Annotated in this window: 18 protein-coding genes and 1 tRNA gene; 6 read left to right on the forward strand and 13 right to left on the reverse strand. The window is 34.0% G+C overall.

Annotated elements, in window-relative coordinates; genetic code table 11:
- Window positions 1-196: 196 nt before the first annotated feature.
- From ACJJVP_RS04485 to ACJJVP_RS04510, 6 genes are all read right to left on the reverse strand, one after another.
- The gene (locus tag ACJJVP_RS04485; protein ID WP_405411117.1) at window positions 197-1,603 is read right to left on the reverse strand and encodes an efflux transporter outer membrane subunit; all 1,407 of its coding nucleotides are present in this window, start codon (window positions 1,601-1,603) and stop codon (window positions 197-199) included.
- A 19-nt stretch (window positions 1,604-1,622) separates the two neighbouring features.
- Window positions 1,623-4,781 (reverse strand): efflux RND transporter permease subunit, encoded by a 3,159-nt coding sequence (locus ACJJVP_RS04490; RefSeq protein WP_405411118.1) that lies wholly within the window; start codon window positions 4,779-4,781, stop codon window positions 1,623-1,625.
- 11 nt (window positions 4,782-4,792) lie between these two features.
- Window positions 4,793-5,917 (reverse strand): efflux RND transporter periplasmic adaptor subunit, encoded by a 1,125-nt coding sequence (locus ACJJVP_RS04495; RefSeq protein WP_405411121.1) that lies wholly within the window; start codon window positions 5,915-5,917, stop codon window positions 4,793-4,795.
- 210 nt (window positions 5,918-6,127) lie between these two features.
- The gene (locus tag ACJJVP_RS04500; protein ID WP_405411123.1) at window positions 6,128-7,318 is read right to left on the reverse strand and encodes a DUF1566 domain-containing protein; all 1,191 of its coding nucleotides are present in this window, start codon (window positions 7,316-7,318) and stop codon (window positions 6,128-6,130) included.
- Between the two features lie 70 nt (window positions 7,319-7,388).
- Window positions 7,389-7,802, reverse strand: coding sequence for a DoxX family protein (locus ACJJVP_RS04505; RefSeq protein WP_405411124.1), 414 nt, complete (start codon window positions 7,800-7,802; stop codon window positions 7,389-7,391).
- Between the two features lie 18 nt (window positions 7,803-7,820).
- Window positions 7,821-9,245 (reverse strand): MATE family efflux transporter, encoded by a 1,425-nt coding sequence (locus ACJJVP_RS04510; protein ID WP_405411126.1) that lies wholly within the window; start codon window positions 9,243-9,245, stop codon window positions 7,821-7,823.
- A gap of 134 nt (window positions 9,246-9,379) precedes the next feature.
- On the opposite strand from ACJJVP_RS04510, the gene ACJJVP_RS04515 reads away from it, so the two are divergent.
- Entirely contained in the window at window positions 9,380-10,273 is an 894-nt protein-coding gene (locus ACJJVP_RS04515; RefSeq protein ID WP_405411129.1) for an AraC family transcriptional regulator, read from the forward strand.
- A 182-nt stretch (window positions 10,274-10,455) separates the two neighbouring features.
- Here ACJJVP_RS04515 and ACJJVP_RS04520 read toward each other — a convergent pair.
- Together ACJJVP_RS04520 and rseP are read right to left on the reverse strand one after the other, a co-directional pair.
- Window positions 10,456-10,529, reverse strand: a tRNA-Asn gene (locus tag ACJJVP_RS04520).
- An 80-nt stretch (window positions 10,530-10,609) separates the two neighbouring features.
- On the reverse strand, window positions 10,610-11,962 hold the full coding sequence (gene rseP, locus ACJJVP_RS04525) for an RIP metalloprotease RseP (protein WP_405411131.1): 1,353 nt from the start codon (window positions 11,960-11,962) through the stop codon (window positions 10,610-10,612).
- A gap of 161 nt (window positions 11,963-12,123) precedes the next feature.
- Between rseP and ACJJVP_RS04530 the strand changes: the two genes are divergently transcribed.
- The 5 genes from ACJJVP_RS04530 (at window position 12,124) to ACJJVP_RS04550 (ending at window position 17,139) form a co-directional block, all read left to right on the forward strand.
- Window positions 12,124-12,807 (forward strand): SCO family protein, encoded by a 684-nt coding sequence (locus ACJJVP_RS04530; protein ID WP_405411133.1) that lies wholly within the window; start codon window positions 12,124-12,126, stop codon window positions 12,805-12,807.
- Window positions 12,808-12,914: 107 nt separating this feature from the next.
- Window positions 12,915-13,160 (forward strand): FeoA family protein, encoded by a 246-nt coding sequence (locus tag ACJJVP_RS04535; protein WP_036151340.1) that lies wholly within the window; start codon window positions 12,915-12,917, stop codon window positions 13,158-13,160.
- Window positions 13,157-15,343: a ferrous iron transport protein B gene (gene feoB / locus ACJJVP_RS04540; RefSeq protein ID WP_405411135.1), complete on the forward strand. Its 2,187-nt coding sequence runs from the start codon at window positions 13,157-13,159 to the stop codon at window positions 15,341-15,343. The genes ACJJVP_RS04535 and feoB overlap by 4 nt, the downstream gene beginning before the upstream one ends.
- A gap of 2 nt (window positions 15,344-15,345) precedes the next feature.
- The gene (locus ACJJVP_RS04545) at window positions 15,346-15,495 is read left to right on the forward strand and encodes a hypothetical protein (protein WP_405411137.1); all 150 of its coding nucleotides are present in this window, start codon (window positions 15,346-15,348) and stop codon (window positions 15,493-15,495) included.
- A 105-nt stretch (window positions 15,496-15,600) separates the two neighbouring features.
- Window positions 15,601-17,139 carry a carboxypeptidase-like regulatory domain-containing protein gene (locus tag ACJJVP_RS04550; RefSeq protein ID WP_405411139.1) on the forward strand — a complete coding sequence of 513 codons (1,539 nt, stop codon included), beginning with the start codon at window positions 15,601-15,603 and terminating at the stop codon, window positions 17,137-17,139.
- 1 nt (window position 17,140) lies between these two features.
- Here ACJJVP_RS04550 and ACJJVP_RS04555 read toward each other — a convergent pair whose 3' ends face one another.
- From ACJJVP_RS04555 to ACJJVP_RS04575, 5 genes are all read right to left on the reverse strand, one after another.
- Entirely contained in the window at window positions 17,141-17,527 is a 387-nt protein-coding gene (locus ACJJVP_RS04555) for a DUF423 domain-containing protein (RefSeq protein WP_405411141.1), read from the reverse strand.
- 45 nt (window positions 17,528-17,572) lie between these two features.
- Window positions 17,573-17,986, reverse strand: coding sequence for a DUF2141 domain-containing protein (locus ACJJVP_RS04560; protein WP_405411143.1), 414 nt, complete (start codon window positions 17,984-17,986; stop codon window positions 17,573-17,575).
- A gap of 84 nt (window positions 17,987-18,070) precedes the next feature.
- Window positions 18,071-18,511, reverse strand: coding sequence for a hypothetical protein (locus ACJJVP_RS04565; protein ID WP_405411146.1), 441 nt, complete (start codon window positions 18,509-18,511; stop codon window positions 18,071-18,073).
- 87 nt (window positions 18,512-18,598) lie between these two features.
- A complete protein-coding gene (locus ACJJVP_RS04570; protein ID WP_405411147.1) occupies window positions 18,599-19,420 on the reverse strand; it encodes a ZIP family metal transporter in 822 nt (273 codons plus the stop codon).
- Window positions 19,421-19,449: 29 nt separating this feature from the next.
- Window positions 19,450-20,112 carry a metal-dependent transcriptional regulator gene (locus ACJJVP_RS04575; RefSeq protein ID WP_405411148.1) on the reverse strand — a complete coding sequence of 221 codons (663 nt, stop codon included), beginning with the start codon at window positions 20,110-20,112 and terminating at the stop codon, window positions 19,450-19,452.
- Window positions 20,113-20,162: the final 50 nt, after the last annotated feature.

Here is a 20,162-nt window from a genome sequence, read left to right on the forward strand (position 1 = left end):
AAACAGGACACACAACTTATCAAAATTTCAGCTTTAAATCGGAAGATTAACAAATTAGACATTCTGTGGTGATTTTTTATTCGTTACCACTAAAACCAACCTAATTGTTAAAAAATTCTTCTACCATTTATAATAATAAGTCCATTCAAATAATTAAACGGACTTCTTTAAGCTCTGTAATTTATACTTGTTAATTCTACCATCCACCACCAAGTGCTCGGTATAATTGTATTATGGATTGTAACTCCTGAAGCTTGTCTTCTACACCATCTATTTGTGCCGATAATAGGCTGTTTTTTGTAGTAAGTACATCGGTATAATTAGTATCTGAAGAATACTCTAAAAGGGCTTCTGTAAACTCTACAGATTTTTCTAAAGATGAAATTTGATGTGTTCTAGAAATCTGTTTCTCTTGCGATTTTTTATATAAAAACAAGGCGTCGGAAACTTCTTGACCTGCAGTTAACCAAGATGCTTTATAATCGTAAAACGCTTGTTGTTGTAATGATTGATTAATTTTTAAACGTGCTTTATTTTCTCCGTTTTTAAATATAGGTTGCGTTAAACCTCCAACAAGACTATAGAAAACTGAATTATCGAAAAAATCTGATAGACTTAAAGACGAAAGTCCACCACTCGCAGTAATTGAAAACGATGGATAAAAATAGGTTTTTGCCATATTTACATCTTCAAAAGCAGATCTAAAAGCCATTTCTGATTCTTGAATGTCTGGTCTGTTTCTAATAAGAGACGCAGGAACACCAATTTTTAAATCGGAAAGCGGAATTTGGTTGTTTAAAGAATCTCTTTCAATACGCCCAGGAACTCTTCCTAATAAAATAGATAGTGCATTTTCTTGATTTAAAATAGAAATTTCAATATCTGGTATCGACGCTTCAATTTCATATCGACTCGCTTCACTTTGCACTACAGCGGCTCCATCTACAATAGCAGATTCTTTTAGCAGTTTCATAATTTCTTGGTCTTCTACTCTATTCTCTAAAGTTGCTTTGGTAATTTTTAATTGTGCATCATAAGCCAATAAATTATAATAACTGACTGCTATATCTGATATTAATTGGGTTTGTATCGCTTTTGTGGCTGCTTCGGTTTCTAAGAACGACGCTAAAACAGAACGTTTATTACTTCGTAATTTTCCCCAAACATCAAGTTCCCAACTACTACTTAGTTGCCCGACATAAGAAGTTGTGTTTAAATTAATTCCACTTACACTTCCTAAATTTAAAGAAGCTTCAGATGTTTTAGAACGTGTTACATTAGCGCTACCTTCTAAACTTGGTAAAAACTGCAACTTGGCTTCTACTAAGCTTGCTTTTGCCTGATTAATGTTTTCTATAGCAACTTTTAAGTCTAAGTTATTCTGCAAGCCTTCCTCAATTAAGTTTTGTAAAATAGTATCTGATATGATTTCCTTTAAAGGTAAATCTGCAATAGACATCGTGTCTTGCACTAAAGTATCTCTGTAGCTTTCTACATATTCCATATCTGGTGCTACATATTTCTTATTCACAACACCACAAGAATTCAATGTAAGAACAAATACGGCAATGGGAATGATATATTTTAAAGCTTTAAATTTCATAACTTTCTACTTTATACGGTTAGTTTAATTCATGATTATCGTCTTCATCATCTTCTCCCCAATCATGATCTGAAACACCTACTATTCTTTCTTGAAGTGATTGAAATATGATAAACAACACTGGGATTAATATAACACCCAAAACAGTACCTATTAACATACCTCCAATAGCTCCTGTACCAATCGCTCTGTTTCCAGTTGCTCCTGCTCCGGTTGCAATCATTAAGGGCAACATTCCAAAAATAAATGCGAAAGATGTCATTAAAATTGGACGGAATCTGGCAATTGCTCCGTCTATACCAGATTGTAAAATAGATTCACCTTCTCGTCGTCGCTGTATGGCAAATTCCACAATTAAAATGGCATTTTTAGCTAATAATCCGATAAGCATCACCAAGGTAATTTGAATATAAATATTGTTACTAATTCCGAATACATTAGCAAATATCAATACACCAGATAAACCAGCAGGAACCGCTAACAATACGGCAATAGGAAGTATAAAACTCTCATATTGCGCACATAATAGGAAATACACAAAAATGAAACACAGCATAAAAATATAAACCGTTTGGCTACCTGCAGATATTTCTTCTCTTGTCATACCAGAATATTCGTATCCATAACCTGTTGGTAATGTTTCTGCAGCAACTTCTTCTATTGCTGCAATGGCATCTCCAGAACTATAACCATCGTTTGGTGCTCCAGTAATTTTAGCTGCTGTAAAGAGGTTAAATCGTGTTACACTTTGCGGTCCGTACACACGTTTAAGCGTTACAAACTCGGTTATTGGTGCCATAATACCATCGCTGTTTTTGACTTTAATAGCATTTAGACTTTCTGTATTTTCTCTAAAACTAGATTCTGCTTGATAAATAACACGATATTGCTTTCCGAATTTATTAAAACTCGATGCATATACTCCACTAAAATACCCTTGCATCACACTTAAAACGCCTTCTACATCTAAACCTGCTAATTTGGTTTTTGCAACATCTACGACCACTTCGTATTGCGGAATAGTTGGATCGAACGTGGTATTTGCGTACTGTATTTCAGGTCGTTCACTTAAGCCTTTTATAAAATCTTGACTTACCGTGTATAGCTCATCAATAGTTCCGCCTTTTTGGTCTTGTAATTGGACTTCAAAACCGTTACTCATACCAAAACCTGTAATGGTTGGTGGTGCAAAAAAGATAATTCTAGCATCTTTTATATGTGCTGTTTTTGCGAATAACCGTTTAATAATCGATTGTACATCTTGGTCGTCTCCAGTTCTTTCGCTCCAATCTTTTAATTTTAAAATTACCATGCCGTAGTTAGAACCTTCTCCACTAATCATCCCTCTACCATACGATCTTAAAACCGCTCTAACTTCGGGCATATCTTCTACAATTTCTTGTATTTTGGTAACCACTTCTTCGGTTCTTTCTAGAGAAGATGCTGCTGGTAAGCTAATATCTGCCATAATGGTTCCTTGGTCTTCATCTGGCACAAAACCTGTTGCTGTGGTATTCATTAAATAGACAAACAAACCGATAAACACGCAAAGTATAGTAATGGCGATACCCTTCTTATGCATTAAGAAAGACACCGACTTTTTATATTTACCTGTGGTTTTTTCAAAAGCGGTATTAAAGGCGACATAAAAACGTTGCATAAAACCTTTTTTCTCATGTCCTTCTTCATGTGGTTTTAATAATAAAGCACACAATGCAGGACTTAAGGTTAATGCGTTAATAGCCGATAAAATAATAGCAATGGCTAATGTTAAACCGAATTGCTGATAAAAAACCCCTGAAGAACCACTAATAAAAGTTACCGGAATAAATACCGCAGACATCACCAAAGTAATAGAAATGATGGCTCCAGAAATTTCGCTCATCGCATCTAAACTGGCTTTTCTTGCCGATTTGTAACCTGAATCTAATTTTGCGTGTACTGCTTCTACAACAACAATAGCATCATCTACCACAATACCAATGGCGAGCATGAGTGCAAATAGCGTTAATAAGTTAATAGTAAAACCAAAAACACTTAAGAAAAAAAACGTACCTACAATAGCCACAGGAACCGAAATTGCTGGAATTAATGTAGAACGCCAATCTTGTAAGAAGATAAAAACTACTAAGAACACTAATAAAAAGGCTTCAATTAGTGTATGAATTACTTTTTCAATGGATGCTTCCAAGAAATTATTAGCATTCATTAACTCGACATACTTGATTCCTTCGGGGAAATTAACAGATGCTTTTTCTAAAGTTGCAAGGGCATTTTCTACAACTTCTTGTGCGTTAGAACCAGAACTTTGTGCAATAGCAATACCAACTCCTGGACTTCCGTTTATTAACGTTGATGTGCTGTATGATTGTGAACCCAATTCTACACGGGCTACATCTTTTAATCTTAAGATACGTCCATCATCAGTCGTTTTAATGATGATATCTTCGAACTCGGATGCATTTTGTAATTTTCCTTTATACTTTAAGGTGTATTGATATGCTTGGTCACCTTGTAAACCTAACTCTCCTGGTGCAGCTTCCAAGTTTTGGTCTGCTAATGCGGTACTAATATCCGAAGGAATTAATCCGTAGTTCGCCATAATATTGGCTTTTAACCAAATACGCATACTATAATCTCTAGAACCAAAAGAAGACGCACTACCAACTCCGTTAATTCTTTTTAGAATAGGTACTATATTTATTTCGGCGTAATTCTGAATAAACTCTTCGTCATAATCATCATTATCACTATATAAACCAACAATTAAAACGTTACTACTTTGTTGTTTTTCTGTAGTTACACCAGAATTTATAACTTCATCTGGCAATAAACTGTTAGCACTAGACACACTGTTTTGGACATTTACTGCAGCAATATCTGGATCTGTACCTAATTCAAAATACACAGTAATACTGGCAGAACCACTAGTTGCGGTAGACGTCATATATGTCATGCCTTCTACACCGTTAATTTCTTCTTCTAATGGAACAATAACACTATTTAAAACAGCTTCAGCGTTTGCTCCATCATAAGATGCGGAAACTTGAACGGTGGGTGGTGCAATATCCGGATATTGAGACATCGGTAAAGTGGTGATTCCTATAATACCCAAAATCAATATTAGGATAGAAATAACCGAAGAAAGTACGGGTTTCTTTATAAATCTCTTAAACATAATTTTCTTCTTTATGAATTACTATCGATTGTAATATCTTCCAGCTGCAAAGCTTCAATTTCGGAAGCGTTTACTTGTACTGGTTTAATTTCTTTTCCGTCAGACAACGTATTAATACCTTCAATAATCACTTGGTCATTCGCTTTTAAGCCATTGGTTACAATATAAGCTTTACCAGAAGTTGAAGATTCTACGGTTAATTTAGTAGCCTTGGCTTTCGATTCGCTATCTAACACGTATGCAAAAACATTACCTTGAATCTCGTATGTTGCAGATTGCGGTATTACTAAAGCATCTTCAACTTCTCTAGGGATTTTAACGGTAGCACTATTTCCTGTTCTAAGCAACCCTTCTGGATTCTCAAAAAGAGCTTGAACATTAAAAGAACCTGTATTTTCATCTACTTGTCCGCTAATAGATTGTATTTGCCCTACTTGGTCAAACAAGGTGTAGTCTGGTAATAAAAGATAAACTTCTGGTGTGTTTTTTGCACGTTCTTCGGGTGTATTTCCTTTACGAGAACGCATTACTTCCAAGTGAAATTTTTCGTTAATGGAAAAATAAGCGTAGACTTGTTTAATATTTGAAACTGTTGTTAAAGCCCCTGTTGAACTACTAACTAAGCTTCCTAATTTGTAAGGCAACGTACCAATATAACCAGAAACTGGCGCAGTAATTCTGGTGTAGTTATTATTGGTTCTAGCATTTGATAAATCGGTTTTAGCTTGCTCTAAAGCAGCTTTTTTTGCAGTCACTGTATTTTTTGCAGACGCCAATTCAAAACTACTTATAATTTCTCTTTTTACTAATGGTTCTGCTTTTTCAACTTCTAATTGAGCAGAGCTTACTTCTGCTTCTGCACTATTAACTGCTGCTTTAGCACTCAATAAATCTTGCGAATATTGTGGTGCGTTTAAGATAAAAAGTAATTGTCCTTTTTCTACATATTCACCTTCATTCACCAATACTTTTTCTATAAAACCTTCTATTTTAGGAGTTATTTCTATATTCTCAATCCCTTCTATACTTGCCGGGAATTCTCTATAAAGGTTTACTGTTTTTGGTAAAACCGTTAGCACATTATATTCTGAAACTTGATTTGACGTTTCTTTATTTTTATTACTATTGCAAGACATCGAAAAGAGACTTATAAGCAAGCTGAAACACAAAGTATGGAATTTAATTGTTGTAGTTTTCATCTGTTTTATTTGTTATTTAATGCTGATTTTGAATGGTTTATAAAGCGAATATGTAAATTTCTATATTTAATGAAATGGCCACAAGTATTATAGACCAACCTGAAGTTTACACCTAAGTTTCATTAGCTTTTATCGATGGGATTTCTATTACTTATTCCTTACTAATCGCACATAGTTTTTTATTCTTAGAGAATCTGCAGCGTTAACAGACTCCATTAAATAATTTTCAATATTACCTTCTTTTGGGTCTGAGCGTTGTGCACCTGCTCCATGCCAATCATAATATTCGATTGCAGAACTATTATCTTTACTATACGCTTTCCCGAATGCTATATAACAAGCTGTGTATTTAAAATCGCCTTGAGTAGTACTTGACCAGAACCAACTATCTTCGGTACATTCAAAAAAGTTTTCATCTATTGCAGGAAATGTTTCTTTGTCATAATCAACAATACTTTGAAGCTCTTTAGTATTAGGTAATCTCCAATCTTCATAACCCGCTATTTTGCTATTTTTTGCAACTTGTAATGCTTCAGTCCAATCGTAAGTATTACCATCGTCTGCTTTTTGCCACATTAATCCGGTTGCTTTATCGGTAACTGTTCCATTGTTATTATCCACAAAATCATTGACACCATACACATTTTCTGTTCCTCTAACTGCTCTTACGTTGTTCCCTGGGTCGTGAACGCCTTCGGTACCATCAAAATACAAACCAGTTTCATAGGCTTTTATATGTCCATCGGCAAAATTGAATCCAAAAGCGCCTTCCATTTGTATGTTCTGTAATGGTCCTTTTACATATTTTGTACTCGACCAATATTGTCCTGCATACGGCATTCTTTTATCGTATTCAAAATCGAAATAATCTGTATTTAAATAAGACTGCGATTTTTCTAAATCTTGAGGGTACAATTCACCATTAGAATTAAGAAGTGAATACAATTCTTTAATGGTTGGCATTCTCCAATCAGTATAACCACCAATTTCAAGGCTATCCACATAATCGAAAGCATTATAAAAATTATGGTGTTTAAAATCTGGTGTTTTTTGCCACATTAAACCTGTGTTATTGTCGGTTATAGTGCCATCTCCATTATCTGTATATGAAGATTGAACACCAGTAAATTGCGCATCTTGACCATAAAATTCATCTGCTAAACTAGGTTTATCAATTTGATTGCCTTCATTATCATAAAATTTGTCTTGACCCGTATCTGTCAACACAAAATGAATTTTATTTTCAGGTAGACTTTCCTTTTTTTTCTCGGCATATTTACAAGAAACTATTGTAACTATTGCGAAAAAACTAAGTAGATTGATTTTGAAAATTTTCATTTTTATATTTTTAAGATTCTTTTATAATACGCTATTGAAATTACACAAATTACTGTACATCAATTAATTATTAATCCCATTGGTTTTTATTCGCTACCGCATACTTACCTCCTCCGGTAAAAAATATTGTTAGTGCACCAAAAGCATAAAGCAGTATTAATTCGTTTTCTAGTCCGCCCATTATACTAATCGCAAAAATAGTATCGGCATGTGCTAAAAGCATTGCAGCTATCATTCCGAAGAAAAATAAAACAGAAGCAATTCGTGTTCGCCAGCCAATAAGAATAGTTATCGGAGCAATTAGTTCTGTTAGATACACGCCATATGCTAAAAATTCTGGCAAACCTATATTTGAAACCATACCCTTTATTGGGTCAATTCCACTTAGTTTAGCAACACCATGAAAAAGCATTAAACCTGCTATGGTTACTCTTAATATTAATAAGCCAATATCATTTTGCTTTTTAATATGTAAATCGTTCATAATTTTTAATTTATGTTATTACTGAGCGTTAATTTTCTTTAATGAATACTTTTTTACCAATATCAATGACAGAATAGCCGACAAACTATCACTTATGGGAAAGGCGGCCCAAATACCATTTAAACCATACCAATTATTTAAGCAATATGCAATAGGTACAAAGAGCAATATTGGTCTAAGTAACGCTAAAAATGTGGCTACTTTGTTAAGTTGCAGTGCCTGAAAATATCTTGTAATTACGATTTGTATGGTATAAAAGGGAATGGATATAGCGAATATTTTTAAAGCTGTTTTTGTAATACCAATTACCTCTTCATTTCCGTCTATAAAAATGCTGGTTAATTGAGCCGGGAATACTTCTAAAATAAACCAACCGATTAAAGCAAACAGGGTAACAAATTTTAAAGCGTATTCTAAAGTTTTAAACGCACGGTTATATTGTTTTGCCCCAAAATTAAAACTTATAATTGGTTGCATACCATCACCTGTACCAAGAGCCGTCATCATAAAAAACACATTAATACCAAACAAAATACCCATGGCAGCCACACCATTAGAACCACCTGTTTGAAGAAGTAAATGGTTTGCGAATATGTTTTGAAAACTAATTGCCAAATCCATTAAAAATGGAGCGGTACCCACTAATAATAGTGGTAAAATGAATTGTTTCTTGATTTTTATTTTATGCCATACAATTTTAACTACACTTTTACCACTTACATAATAGCTAATAAGGTACAGAGCATTAAAAGCTTGAGCGCTAATGGTTGCCAATGCTGCACCCTGTATGCCTAGATTCAGTATTTTCATAAACACATAATCTAAGGTTACATTGACAACGCAAGAAATGATAACAAGTATAGCCGGTAATCTTGGGTTGCCTTCTGCCCTACAGGTAAACTCAAAAGCAAGAAAGAAACTTAATGGAAAACCTAAAATGATAACAAGTAAATATTCCGCTGATAAACTTAATAGTTCACCACTAGCGCCAAATAACACTAATAAAGGCTTGTAAAATAAAAGTCCCGCACCAGTAAAAACGACCATAACTACTAAAAGGCCCGCAATAGCATTACCTAAAACATCTTCTGCTATTTCTAGTTTAGATTCCCCTAAGTATTTTGCAATTAATATACCTGCACCGCTACCAAAAAGTAATACAAATCCGAATTGAAAAAGTGTTACCGGAAAAACCATCGTTACAGCAGACAAGCCATCTACACCAACAAACTGACCCACAAAAATTCTGTCAATAAAATTATATAGCGCATTAATCAAAAGACCTAACACTGCAGGACCCACAAAAAGATAAAGCAACTTTAAGATACTATCATCTTTAAGAGCGTATTTTTTATTGCCCTTTTTGGTTTTATCTACAGCTTCGCCACTTCTCTTTTTTTGAGAAGAAAATAGGTTTTGCAATTTTGTAACCAAACTGTTCATTTGCTATCTATACTTTGATGAGCCAAAAGTATTGGTTTGATTTATTTAATTATATATTATAATTAATGTAAAATAGATTACAATTTAAGTTTTTGTACTTTTACTTACTGAAAATGAGGAAGTAAAGGAATAACATGAACGTATTTAACGATATTAACGCCTATTTCTTAAACAGTTTAGAACCTGCAAACGACTACGATAACAGCTTCTATATCAGAAGAATGGAAAAACATAAACAGTTTGCTGATCCTGATAAGGTATTCTCAGGACCACATAAACGAGATTTTTTTGAAATAGGCGTTTTAGAGCGGAGTACGAAAAGCATTAAAATTGGCGGTCAAACGCTGAAGGAGATGAAAAATAGTTTAGCAATTATCTCTCCGTTTCAGGTCATAGACTATGATGAGATTCCACCCAATGATGATAAGGGGTATATTCTCTATTTTAACCCACATATCTTCAATACCCTAAATCAATCATACGGACTTCAGAATGAGTTTCCTTTCTTTAAAATTCATACTATGCCTTTATACCAATTAAAGGATAACGATTTTAAAGAAATACTAAGTCTTTCAGAAGAATTATACAGAGAGTCTAGGGCTAAAAAACATCATAGTAAAGAAATTGTACGCTCATTACTTCTTCTCTTACTTTTTAAGGTAAAACGCTTTACCCGTGATAATAACGGTATGGTCACCCTTAATAGGTTTGAAACCATTATGTCAAAATTTGAGCAAGCCATTTTATCGAGTAACCATCATTTTTTATCTGTTGCCGAGTATGCCTCACAGATGAACATAAGTCCTATATATTTAACAGAATGCACTAAGAAAGCAGCTGGTAAAAGCGCCCAGAAAATTATCATTGATTACAAAATACTGTATGCCAAAACCTTGCTACATCAAATGGATAAATCTGTGGCAGAAATCGCCTATGAGTTAGATTTCAATGAAGTAGCCAATTTTAATCAGTTCTTTAAACGTAATGTGGGTATTACTGCAAGTCAGTTTCGGAAAAGTAGAAAATGAAGATGTATACTATAAAAATTAGATGGTCATCCGAATAGTGTACCTTATATTGGATAATATCTTGGCATACTCAACCTTACCCTAATTAAATCGTTACAGACTAAAAACCTTGCGAACCATAGCCAATATTGACCAAAAACAAAAAATCCAACCTAAATAAATAGATTGGATTTCGCTTTTTGCTCCCCCTCTTGGGCTCGAACCAAGGACCCTCTGATTAACAGTCAGATGCTCTAACCAACTGAGCTAAGGAGGAAAATAACCCGTTTTAGTTTCCTAAAGCGGGTGCAAATATAGTAGTTTTTTGAAACTCGCCAAACAAAGAATTAAGTTTTTTTATTTAAATATCAATTTATAGACATCATTACCGTTTGCGAACAGTAAAAGTGCTATTAAAATAAAGAATCCGGTAATTTGTGCGTACTCCAAAAACTTATCACTTGGCTTTCTTCCTGTAATTATTTCATAAAGCAAAAACATAACATGTCCGCCATCTAAAGCAGGTATTGGAAGTATGTTCATAAATGCCAAAATAATAGATATAAACGCGGTTGTAGCCCAAAATGCTGGCCAGTTCCAAGTATCTGGAAACATACCACCAATAGCGGCAAAACCACCAACCTCTTTATAAGCTCCAGTATCAGGATTAAAGATTTTCTTCATCCCCTTAATGTAATCCGTAAGGGTCTTTACACCTTTGTTCCATCCGGCCGGGATAGATTCTAGAAAAGTATAATTAAGTGTTTCAATTTTGAAATAGCCCTTTTCTTCATATTCCTCTCTTGAATTAAATCCCGCATAAATCCCAAATTTACCTTCGTCAGAAACCTTTGCATTCAGAGAAACTTTATCACCTTCCCTCATAACTTCTACAGGAACGGTTTTACCTTTGTTAGCCACCAACACAGGAATCACCTGATCTTGAAACTCTACAGGTGTACCGGCAATTTTTACTACAGCATCACCTTCTTGAAATCCGCTATCGTTATTTGGAGAATCTTCTGGAATGCTTCTAACTACAAACGGATTTCGGTATGAAATAAACCTCGCATTCTCCCTGTTATCAGAAATAGTTTCTATAAAATCTACGGGAATATCCTTTTCAATTTTATTACCATCACGTTCTAAAGTGATTTTCTCACCATAAACCACTTCTGGCATTATACTATATAAAGATTCAATTTCCTTACCATCAACGGCAAGAACCTTATCACCTGTTTGTATACCCAATGCATCACCCAATGTAGTATCGGTAATCCAAACACCATCTTTTAAACTATCATTTGCAATATAGGTTTCACCATAAGCATATGCCAGACCAATGAAAATAACAACAGCCAAAATGAAATTTACTGTAACACCACCTAACATTATAATTAAACGTTGCCAAGCCGGTTTGCTTCTAAACTCCCACTCCTTTGGTTCTTCTGCCATGGCTTCTTTGTCCATGCTCTCATCTATCATTCCAGATATTTTTACATATCCGCCCAAAGGCAACCAACCGATACCGTATTCGGTTTCACCTATTTTCTTTTTAAAAAGCGAAAACTTCACATCAAAGAACAAGTAGAATTTCTCTACTCTAGTTTTAAAATATTTTGCTGGTATAAAATGCCCTAACTCGTGTAGAACGATAAGTATAGAGAGGCTTAAAAAAAATTGTATTGTCTTTATTATTATAGGGCTCATTCTTTTTTCCTGAAAATTAAAATCGCACAAAAGTACATTTTTACAACCGCTAAAAAAAAGAAACCCATTGAGGTAGTGCCATTTTATGAATAATTTATCAAGCGAAGCAGTAAATTTCCTTGAAAACTCGCCACCCCTAGACTATCTTTGTATAAAAAAGTATGCGTACTTTCTTTGCTCGTTACAAACTCTTTGGAATAGTGCTTTTATGCCTATCCATAGTTATTATTTATCTTTTTTATAATGCCTTACAACCCGTGAAATTATTACCGGTCTATTCGCCTGCCATGGTAAATGCCGAATTGGTAGCCGAAGAAATTCAACATGTTAGAAAGTACCATACCATTGCAGATTTTTCTTTGACTAACCAAAATGGTGAAACCATAACTCAAGATAATTACAAGGACAAAATCTATGTTGCCGATTTCTTTTTCACCACCTGCCCCACTATTTGCCCTATTATGACCAAGAATATGGTTGACCTACAAAAAGCCCTTGGAGAACATAATGACGTAATGTTACTTTCACATTCAGTAACGCCAGAAATTGATTCTGTTGCTCAGCTAAAGAAATATGCCCTTGAAAAAGGCGTTAATGATAGCAACTGGAATTTAGTTACCGGTGACAAGAAACAGATTTATGAACTGGCACGAAAATCATATTTAGCAGTAAAGACCGATGGTGATGGTGGACCGTTCGATATGATCCATACAGAGAACTTCATATTAGTGGATAAGGACAAACGCATACGAGGGTTTTACGACGGCACTAAAAAAGAGGATGTGGATAAAATTTTGGCGGATATAGAAATTTTAAAAAATTCTTACGACGAAACAAATGATTAACACAAATGAGGCTTGCCCAAAAAGTGATATTAGTTTTAGATGTATTAATTTACTAATTGGATAATTTCCATTACTTTTGCCTTACTTATAATGAATCTAAATAAAGATTGGAAACTACCGTTGCACATTTAAAGAAAGGCCAAAGGGGAATTATCAAAGAATTCACCGAAGACTTATTGCCGATTAAGCTTCTTGAAATGGGTTGTTTACCAGGTAATGAAGTTGAATTGGTTCAGGTAGCTCCTTTAAAAGACCCTATTTATATTAACGTAAATGGTTCTCATATTGCCATTAGAAGAGAAATGGCGTTTCATATAGCACTTGAAATTATAGAAGACAATGCGGTTATATGAGCAAACAAATCAATGTCGCCCTTATAGGCAATCCTAATACCGGTAAAACATCGGTTTTTAATCAACTTACCGGATTAAATCAAAAAGTAGGAAACTACCCAGGCATCACCGTTGAAAAAAAAGAAGGTATTTGCAAATTACCTAGAGGGGTAAAAGCCCATATTTTAGATTTACCGGGCACCTATAGCTTAAATACCACCTCATTAGATGAAAGTGTAGCGGTTGAGCTATTGCTGAACAAAAATGACAAGGATCACCCAGATGTTGCCATTGTAGTTTCAGATGTAGAGAACCTGAAAAGAAATCTTCTTCTTTTCACTCAGATTAAAGATTTAAAGATTCCTGCCATTTTGGTCATTAACATGGCCGATCGCATGTCAAGAAAAGGCATTACCATTGATATTGAACTGTTAGAACAGAAACTAAATACGAAAATAGCACTGGTTAGTACCAGAAAAGGTACGGGCATTGATAGATTGAGGGAACTAATTGCAGATTACAAAAATCTCAGAACCACTCAAAATGTAGATATTTCGGTAATTTCTCCAGAATATTTTGACCGACTTAAAGAGGCTTTTCCAAAGGAAGATCTTTACAAATTATGGTTGGTAATTACACAGGATGTCAATTTCATGCCTTTAGAAAAGACATTAAAAAAAGAGACCGCCTCTTTTGCCACCAAGTCAAAATCTGAACTAAAGCGATTACAACAAAAAGAGACCATTCTACGCTATCAGTTTATAAATGGCATTTTAAAAGAAACATACAAAGTAGATATTGCGGCAGCGAAAGGTTTTAGAGCTACACTGGATAAAATATTGACCCACAAGGTCTTTGGTTACGTCATTTTCTTTTTGATTCTATTGGTCATTTTCCAAGCCATTTATGGATGGAGCGAATATCCTATGGACCTCATTGATGGTTTTTTTGCCTCTGCGACGGAATGGGTGAAAGACACTTTACCTCCTGGCGTTTTCACTAATTTAATTGCGGAAGGTATTTTAGCCGGTATTGGTGGTATTGTAATATTCATACCTCAAATAGCATTCTTATTCTTGTTTATAGCGCTGTTAGAAGAAACAGGCTACATGAGTAGAGTAGTCTTCTTGATGGACAGGATTATGCGTCCGTTTGGTTTAAGCGGTAAAAGTGTGGTTCCGTTAATTTCCGGTACCGCATGTGCCATTCCTGCAGTAATGGCCACTAGAACTATTGAAAATTGGAAAGAAAGGCTAATTACAATATTGGTAACTCCGTTTACCACATGCTCCGCCCGTTTACCCGTTTACTTGATTATTATTACATTGGTAATACCTGAAGGTAGTTTTCTTGGCTTAAGCTATAAAGCACTGACCTTAATGTCTTTGTACTTAATGGGTTTTGGTGCAGCAATACTATCTGCTGTTATTTTAAACAAAATATTACAAATTAAGAGCAAATCTTTCTTTGTAGTAGAAATGCCGAATTACAAGTTACCATTATTGAAAAATGTAGGCTATACGGTTCTTGAAAAGACAAAGAGTTTTGTTTTTGGAGCCGGTAAAATCATCTTAGCCATCTCGATTATTCTTTGGTTTTTAGGATCAAACGGATTTTCTGATGAGTTTAAAAACGCAGAGACTATAGTTACCAAAAGGGTAAATGAAGAAGGTTTTAGCGGTAGTAGTGAAATTTATTTTGAGACTCATAGCGATGAATTGAATGCAAATGACCCAAGTATCTCTAATTTTCAAAAAGAACTAGAAGAGCGTGCTTTGGCTCAAGAAATAGCCGGTTACAAATTACAACATTCGTATATGGGCTATATGGGCAAGGCAATAGAACCTATTGTAAGACCATTAGGTTATGATTGGAAAATTGGTATTGCCGTACTTACATCTTTCGCAGCAAGAGAAGTTTTTGTTGGTACACTTGCAACCATTTACAGTGTAGGTAATGATGAAGAGGAAACTATTAAAAACAGAATGGCCGCCGAGGTAAATCCTAGAACAAATAAACCATTGTTTAATTTGGCCTCTGGTATTTCTCTACTTCTTTTTTACGCCTTTGCAATGCAATGCATGAGCACATTAGCTGTAGTAAAAAGAGAGACCAATTCATGGAAATGGCCTGCGGGTCAACTAGTCTTTATGAGCCTTTTTGCTTATATTGTTGCTTTAATAGCTTATCAAATACTAAAATAAGTATGGACATATTACAACACATATTGGTTTACATTACTTTAGCTATTTCCGTTGGCTATGTTGCCGTTAAATTTTTTATTCCTAAATCTCTTTTACCAAATAAAAAGCGTAATTCAAAAGCTTGTGGTCAAGATGATTGTGGTTGTCACTAAATAACTATTTTAGTTAAATAAGGTTTAAAAGACTCTTAACAATTTCTAAAATTGTAACGTTTCTTACTTTGGTTCGTTTAGATTGCGTAGGAATAATCTAACACCATGAAGATAAATACGACCTTCTTTGCTTTTATTACCTTTCTAATTTTCAATTCTATTAATGCGAGTGCACAAAGTTTAAGTGCTTCTGTGATAGATAGTATTAGCCAGCAACCAATACCTTTTGCAACGGTACAACTGAAAGGCAAAGGTGTCATCACCAATGAGGAAGGCAACTTTAATTTTCTTTTAAATGAAACCATTACAGAGTCAGATTCCCTAACTATTTCTTCCATGGGTTATGAAACACTATCTAAACCCATTTCTGAATTTACTACTTCAAAAATACTACTCGCACCTAAGTCGATTGAATTACGTGAAGTTATTGTATCTAATAAAAACTATTCTGCTGAAGAGATAATGGACCTAGTTGAAGATAATCTAGAAAAAAACTATTCTAATAATCTCACTAAAAAAAGACTATTCCATAGAGCATCGTATTTTGACAGATGGACAAAAAGTAATTTTAAGGTTAAAAAATCTTCTATCGATATATTAAATCAAAATTTTATTGATAGTATAATTTCTACCGTTCCTAAAAATGATGCTTATTATCAAGAACTTGTGGGTGATTTATATGGAAGTTATGATGAAGATGTACAAAAACTTGATTTATTAAAAGCGTCTAAATTATACGATAAAAACACTGCTCTTGATCAAGAAAAAATAGAAGAACAATTCAATACGATACTGAAAGAAAATGTAAAACCTGGTTCATATTTTAAAATTAAATCTGGATTATTTTCTCATAAAATTAATGCTGATGAGGTAAGCGAACTTTTTAAAGAAGATGTAGATTCTACAGATGTAGCTGCATTTAATGCAGAACTTGAAAAAAAGAAAAAAGAAAAGGAATTACGGCAAAAAAACTTTGCACATTGGAAAAGGAATAGTTTGGGTAACATATTAAATGAATTACCTACTCAAGCTGGCAGTGATTTCAATTTTATACTCAAATCTAGAAAGTATGATTATACCCTTAATGAATTTACCTATTTAGGTGATGCAGCCGTATATGTAATTTCTTTTATACCAGATGGCTCAGCAGATTTTGAGGGTACCTTATACATAAATGCAGACGATTTCGCAGTAATTCAATTAGATTATATTAATGTAAAACCTGTTAGTAAGCTTAGCCTATTAGGAATTTCGTCAAATAAATACTTATCTAAAGGAAAAATAATATATAAAAAAGGTGCAGATGGTTATTACGGTTTACACTATTATGAATCTGAAATAGGCGAACGTTTTGGCATCAAAAGACCTTTAAAAATCTTTGAAAAAAACAAAATTGTAAAAGGAAAAAACAAACAGAACGAATTGACCGGTGATATGGATTTTGTTTTTATTAATGTTGTTAAAAATGAAATGATCGTTTTTGAATCAGAAGATATTACTCAGGCTACTTTTGATGATTTTACAGAAAACAATACCATACTACCTACATATATGCCAAAATATGATCCGTCATTTTGGGAAGGTTATGCTATTATGGAGCCAAATACTGCAATTAAAGAATTTAAAGCTACACCTATAGAGTAGTTTATATGAGGTTTTTAATATAATTATAGAATAACAGTCCCCATCCTATAACTAAAAAAAGCCCGCCAAGAGGAGTTACAGGACCCAATATTTTTAATTTCTTTCCTTTTGATGCGGTAATACATAAACCGTATATACTAAACGAAAATAGTATTGTGCCAATAATTAAACAGTAAATAATAGCTTTTTCTATGCTAGTTTCAAGATTAAGGTTGAAACTTAGCATTAAAATCAAAAGTGCATGGTACATTTGATATTTAACTCCCGTCTCAAAGCTATTTAATTGATCGGTAGTTAAGGTTTTCTTTAATAAATGTGCGCCAAAAGCACCAAATATTACTGCTGACAAACCCAGTAAAGCCCCTATTAATTCTGCAACTAAAACCATGAAAATTTTATTGCAAAGATACAGTCAACTATCGAATTTTAATATTTACTGTAACTGAATATTCATCTCCATATTTGAATTGATTGTAAACACACATTCGTTGTATTTTGGAGGACCGAACATTTTCATTTTACCTTTAGAAAAAGCAATTTGTTCTTTAGGTATACCAAGTATATTAGTATCTAAATTCTTATTACTATTAACATCATGAAAAATAGCGATTGCATATTCACCATCGGGCAAATCTGTTATCTGAACCGCTGTTTTACCTTTTACCGCTTTCTCTGAGCCCGATTTAAATACCTTATCAAATTTTAAAAAAGAACCCTCAGTATTATAAATGGCGAAACAAATATCACCTTCTTCTGAAACTACCCCATCTATGCTCAAACTAAGATCATGCTGAGCAAAAATCTGTGTAGTAATAAGTCCTAAAACCAATAGCAATAACAATTTCATTTTTGTCATTCTCTAATATATTATAATTCGAACTAGTTAGTCTAAAACAATTCGATAATTACTAAAATTATCTCGTGATTATAGTTAATTAGGTTTGCTTAACGTACTGTTATTAATACTAAGCTTCTCATAAAGTTGAATAGTTTCCACAGAATCTTTCAGGTTAAAATATACGTAACTCGAATCTTTATAAACTAACTTTACTTTTTGCTGATTAATATTATCCACAAATACATGCACCCTTTTATCTGTCAAAGAATCTTTAAATTCCCTAAAGACGCCTTTCTCTTTTTCTAAAGCGGAGAAACCATGTAAACGCTGCATTGGCGGTATCCTTTCTACAAATAAAACACTATCTAATTCATTTAAAGGAATTTCAACATTATAAAACCCCGAACGCAGACCTAGACTACTGTCATCATTAGTCACCCAGTTCTTTACATGTAATATTAAAACTGCCGCACAACATATAATCGTTACAATCAACGTAATTGTCCAAACCCAATTTTTCTTAGAAGAATGCATAAAAAATTAAAGTATCAAGTTAACAATACTATTGCCTTAAACGCTAAAATTGGAATTAAATTATTGCATCACAATAACACTTTAATCTTAACCTAAACCAACATCTAATGTCATCATAATTATAAATCCCCCAATAAAGCCCATCGTAGCGATATCGGTGTATTTATCTTGCTGTGTTTCTGGTATTACTTCCTCAACCACTACAAAAATCATAGCACCTGCCGCAAACGAAAGCGCATAGGGTAAAATTGGTTGAAAAGTTAAAACTGCCCATGCACCAAGTACAGCAGCTACAGGTTCAACCAACGCAGAAGCTTGACCATACATAAAACTTTTTGTTCTACTTAAACCATGTCTACGTAACGGCATGGCCACGGCAAAACCTTCTGGAAAATTTTGCAAGCCAATACCAAGAGCTAAAGCTACCGCCCCACCAATTGAAGCACCATCAAAACCGGCAGCTACACCACCAAAAAGCACACCCACAGCTAGACCTTCGGGAATATTGTGAAGTGTAATCGCCAAAGTTAAAAGTGTAGTTCTACGCCAGGGTGTTTTTACCCCTTCTGCTTCACTTTCCTTAAAATTGATATGCAAATGTGGTAATACCTTATCTAAACCAAAAATGAACATAGCCCCTAGAAAAAAGCCAACCGCTGCCGGTATTACCTTTACGAAGCCCTCACCAGGACTCATTTCTATACCTGGCGCCAATAAACTCCAGAAACTAGCGGCTACCATTACACCACCAGTAAAACCAAGCATACCATCTAAAACGGCCCTGTTCATTGTTTTAAAAAGAAAAACCAAAGCTGCACCAGCAGCTGTAAGTCCCCATGTAAATAATGTAGCATAAAATGCAGCCAACACGGGGTCTATTGATTCAAAATAAGCTATAATTTGATCCATAATTTAAATAATTTTAGTTGTTTAAAACATTACTCTTCATCTACAATCTCTAAAAATAAATTTGTTGCTATTTGTTTAGATATTCTAATGGAACCCGACCTTGTTGATATCGTTACCGAACCATCAAATTCTTCTATTTCCAATATTTTAAACGTATCCCCTAAAGAGATTTTATTCTTGTCTAAAAACTTTAAAAAAGCAGCGGAAGAATCATTTACGCCGACGCAAACCCCTTCAACCCCCACAGGCAAATCACTAATCAATTTCTTAACCGATTTTACAAAAACTCCATCTTTATTAGGAATAGGGTCACCATGAGGATCTACCTTTGGGTAGCCTAAATGAGCATCTAATCTATCGATTAAAGCTTCACTTTTTATATGCTCTAATTGTTCTGCGACTACATGAACCTCATCCCAAGAAAAATTCAACTTATCTACCAAAAACACCTCCCACAAACGATGTTTTCTAATAATAGATAGTGCTACTAATCTCCCTTTTTCAGAAAGAGATACGCCCTGATATTTCTTATAGTTAACCAAAGACTTCTCCGATAACTTTTTTACCATATCGGTTACCGAAGACGGCTTCGTCTTCATTTGTTCTGCTATAGCATTAGTTGCGACAGACTTAGAATTAAACTCGCTTAAATGATAAATAGCCTTAATGTAATCTTCTTCAGATAATGTCATATTAAAACAATATAAATGCAAAAATACATTTTTATATGTAAAAACAATTT

Origin of the sequence: Maribacter sp. Asnod1-A12 (assembly GCF_045063735.1) — a bacterium.
Classification (GTDB): domain Bacteria; phylum Bacteroidota; class Bacteroidia; order Flavobacteriales; family Flavobacteriaceae; genus Maribacter.

Coding starts and splice junctions, on each gene's coding strand:
- ACJJVP_RS04485 (WP_405411117.1), bottom strand. CDS start 1,603: ATGAAATTTAAAGCTTTAAAATATATCATTCCCATTGCCGTATTTGTT.
- ACJJVP_RS04490 (WP_405411118.1), bottom strand. CDS start 4,781: ATGTTTAAGAGATTTATAAAGAAACCCGTACTTTCTTCGGTTATTTCT.
- ACJJVP_RS04495 (WP_405411121.1), bottom strand. CDS start 5,917: ATGTCTTGCAATAGTAATAAAAATAAAGAAACGTCAAATCAAGTTTCA.
- ACJJVP_RS04500 (WP_405411123.1), bottom strand. CDS start 7,318: ATGAAAATTTTCAAAATCAATCTACTTAGTTTTTTCGCAATAGTTACA.
- ACJJVP_RS04505 (WP_405411124.1), bottom strand. CDS start 7,802: ATGAACGATTTACATATTAAAAAGCAAAATGATATTGGCTTATTAATA.
- ACJJVP_RS04510 (WP_405411126.1), bottom strand. CDS start 9,245: ATGAACAGTTTGGTTACAAAATTGCAAAACCTATTTTCTTCTCAAAAA.
- ACJJVP_RS04515 (WP_405411129.1), top strand. CDS start 9,380: ATGAACGTATTTAACGATATTAACGCCTATTTCTTAAACAGTTTAGAA.
- rseP (WP_405411131.1), bottom strand. CDS start 11,962: ATGAGCCCTATAATAATAAAGACAATACAATTTTTTTTAAGCCTCTCT.
- ACJJVP_RS04530 (WP_405411133.1), top strand. CDS start 12,124: ATGCGTACTTTCTTTGCTCGTTACAAACTCTTTGGAATAGTGCTTTTA.
- feoB (WP_405411135.1), top strand. CDS start 13,157: ATGAGCAAACAAATCAATGTCGCCCTTATAGGCAATCCTAATACCGGT.
- ACJJVP_RS04545 (WP_405411137.1), top strand. CDS start 15,346: ATGGACATATTACAACACATATTGGTTTACATTACTTTAGCTATTTCC.
- ACJJVP_RS04550 (WP_405411139.1), top strand. CDS start 15,601: ATGAAGATAAATACGACCTTCTTTGCTTTTATTACCTTTCTAATTTTC.
- ACJJVP_RS04555 (WP_405411141.1), bottom strand. CDS start 17,527: ATGGTTTTAGTTGCAGAATTAATAGGGGCTTTACTGGGTTTGTCAGCA.
- ACJJVP_RS04560 (WP_405411143.1), bottom strand. CDS start 17,986: ATGAAATTGTTATTGCTATTGGTTTTAGGACTTATTACTACACAGATT.
- ACJJVP_RS04565 (WP_405411146.1), bottom strand. CDS start 18,511: ATGCATTCTTCTAAGAAAAATTGGGTTTGGACAATTACGTTGATTGTA.
- ACJJVP_RS04570 (WP_405411147.1), bottom strand. CDS start 19,420: ATGGATCAAATTATAGCTTATTTTGAATCAATAGACCCCGTGTTGGCT.
- ACJJVP_RS04575 (WP_405411148.1), bottom strand. CDS start 20,112: ATGACATTATCTGAAGAAGATTACATTAAGGCTATTTATCATTTAAGC.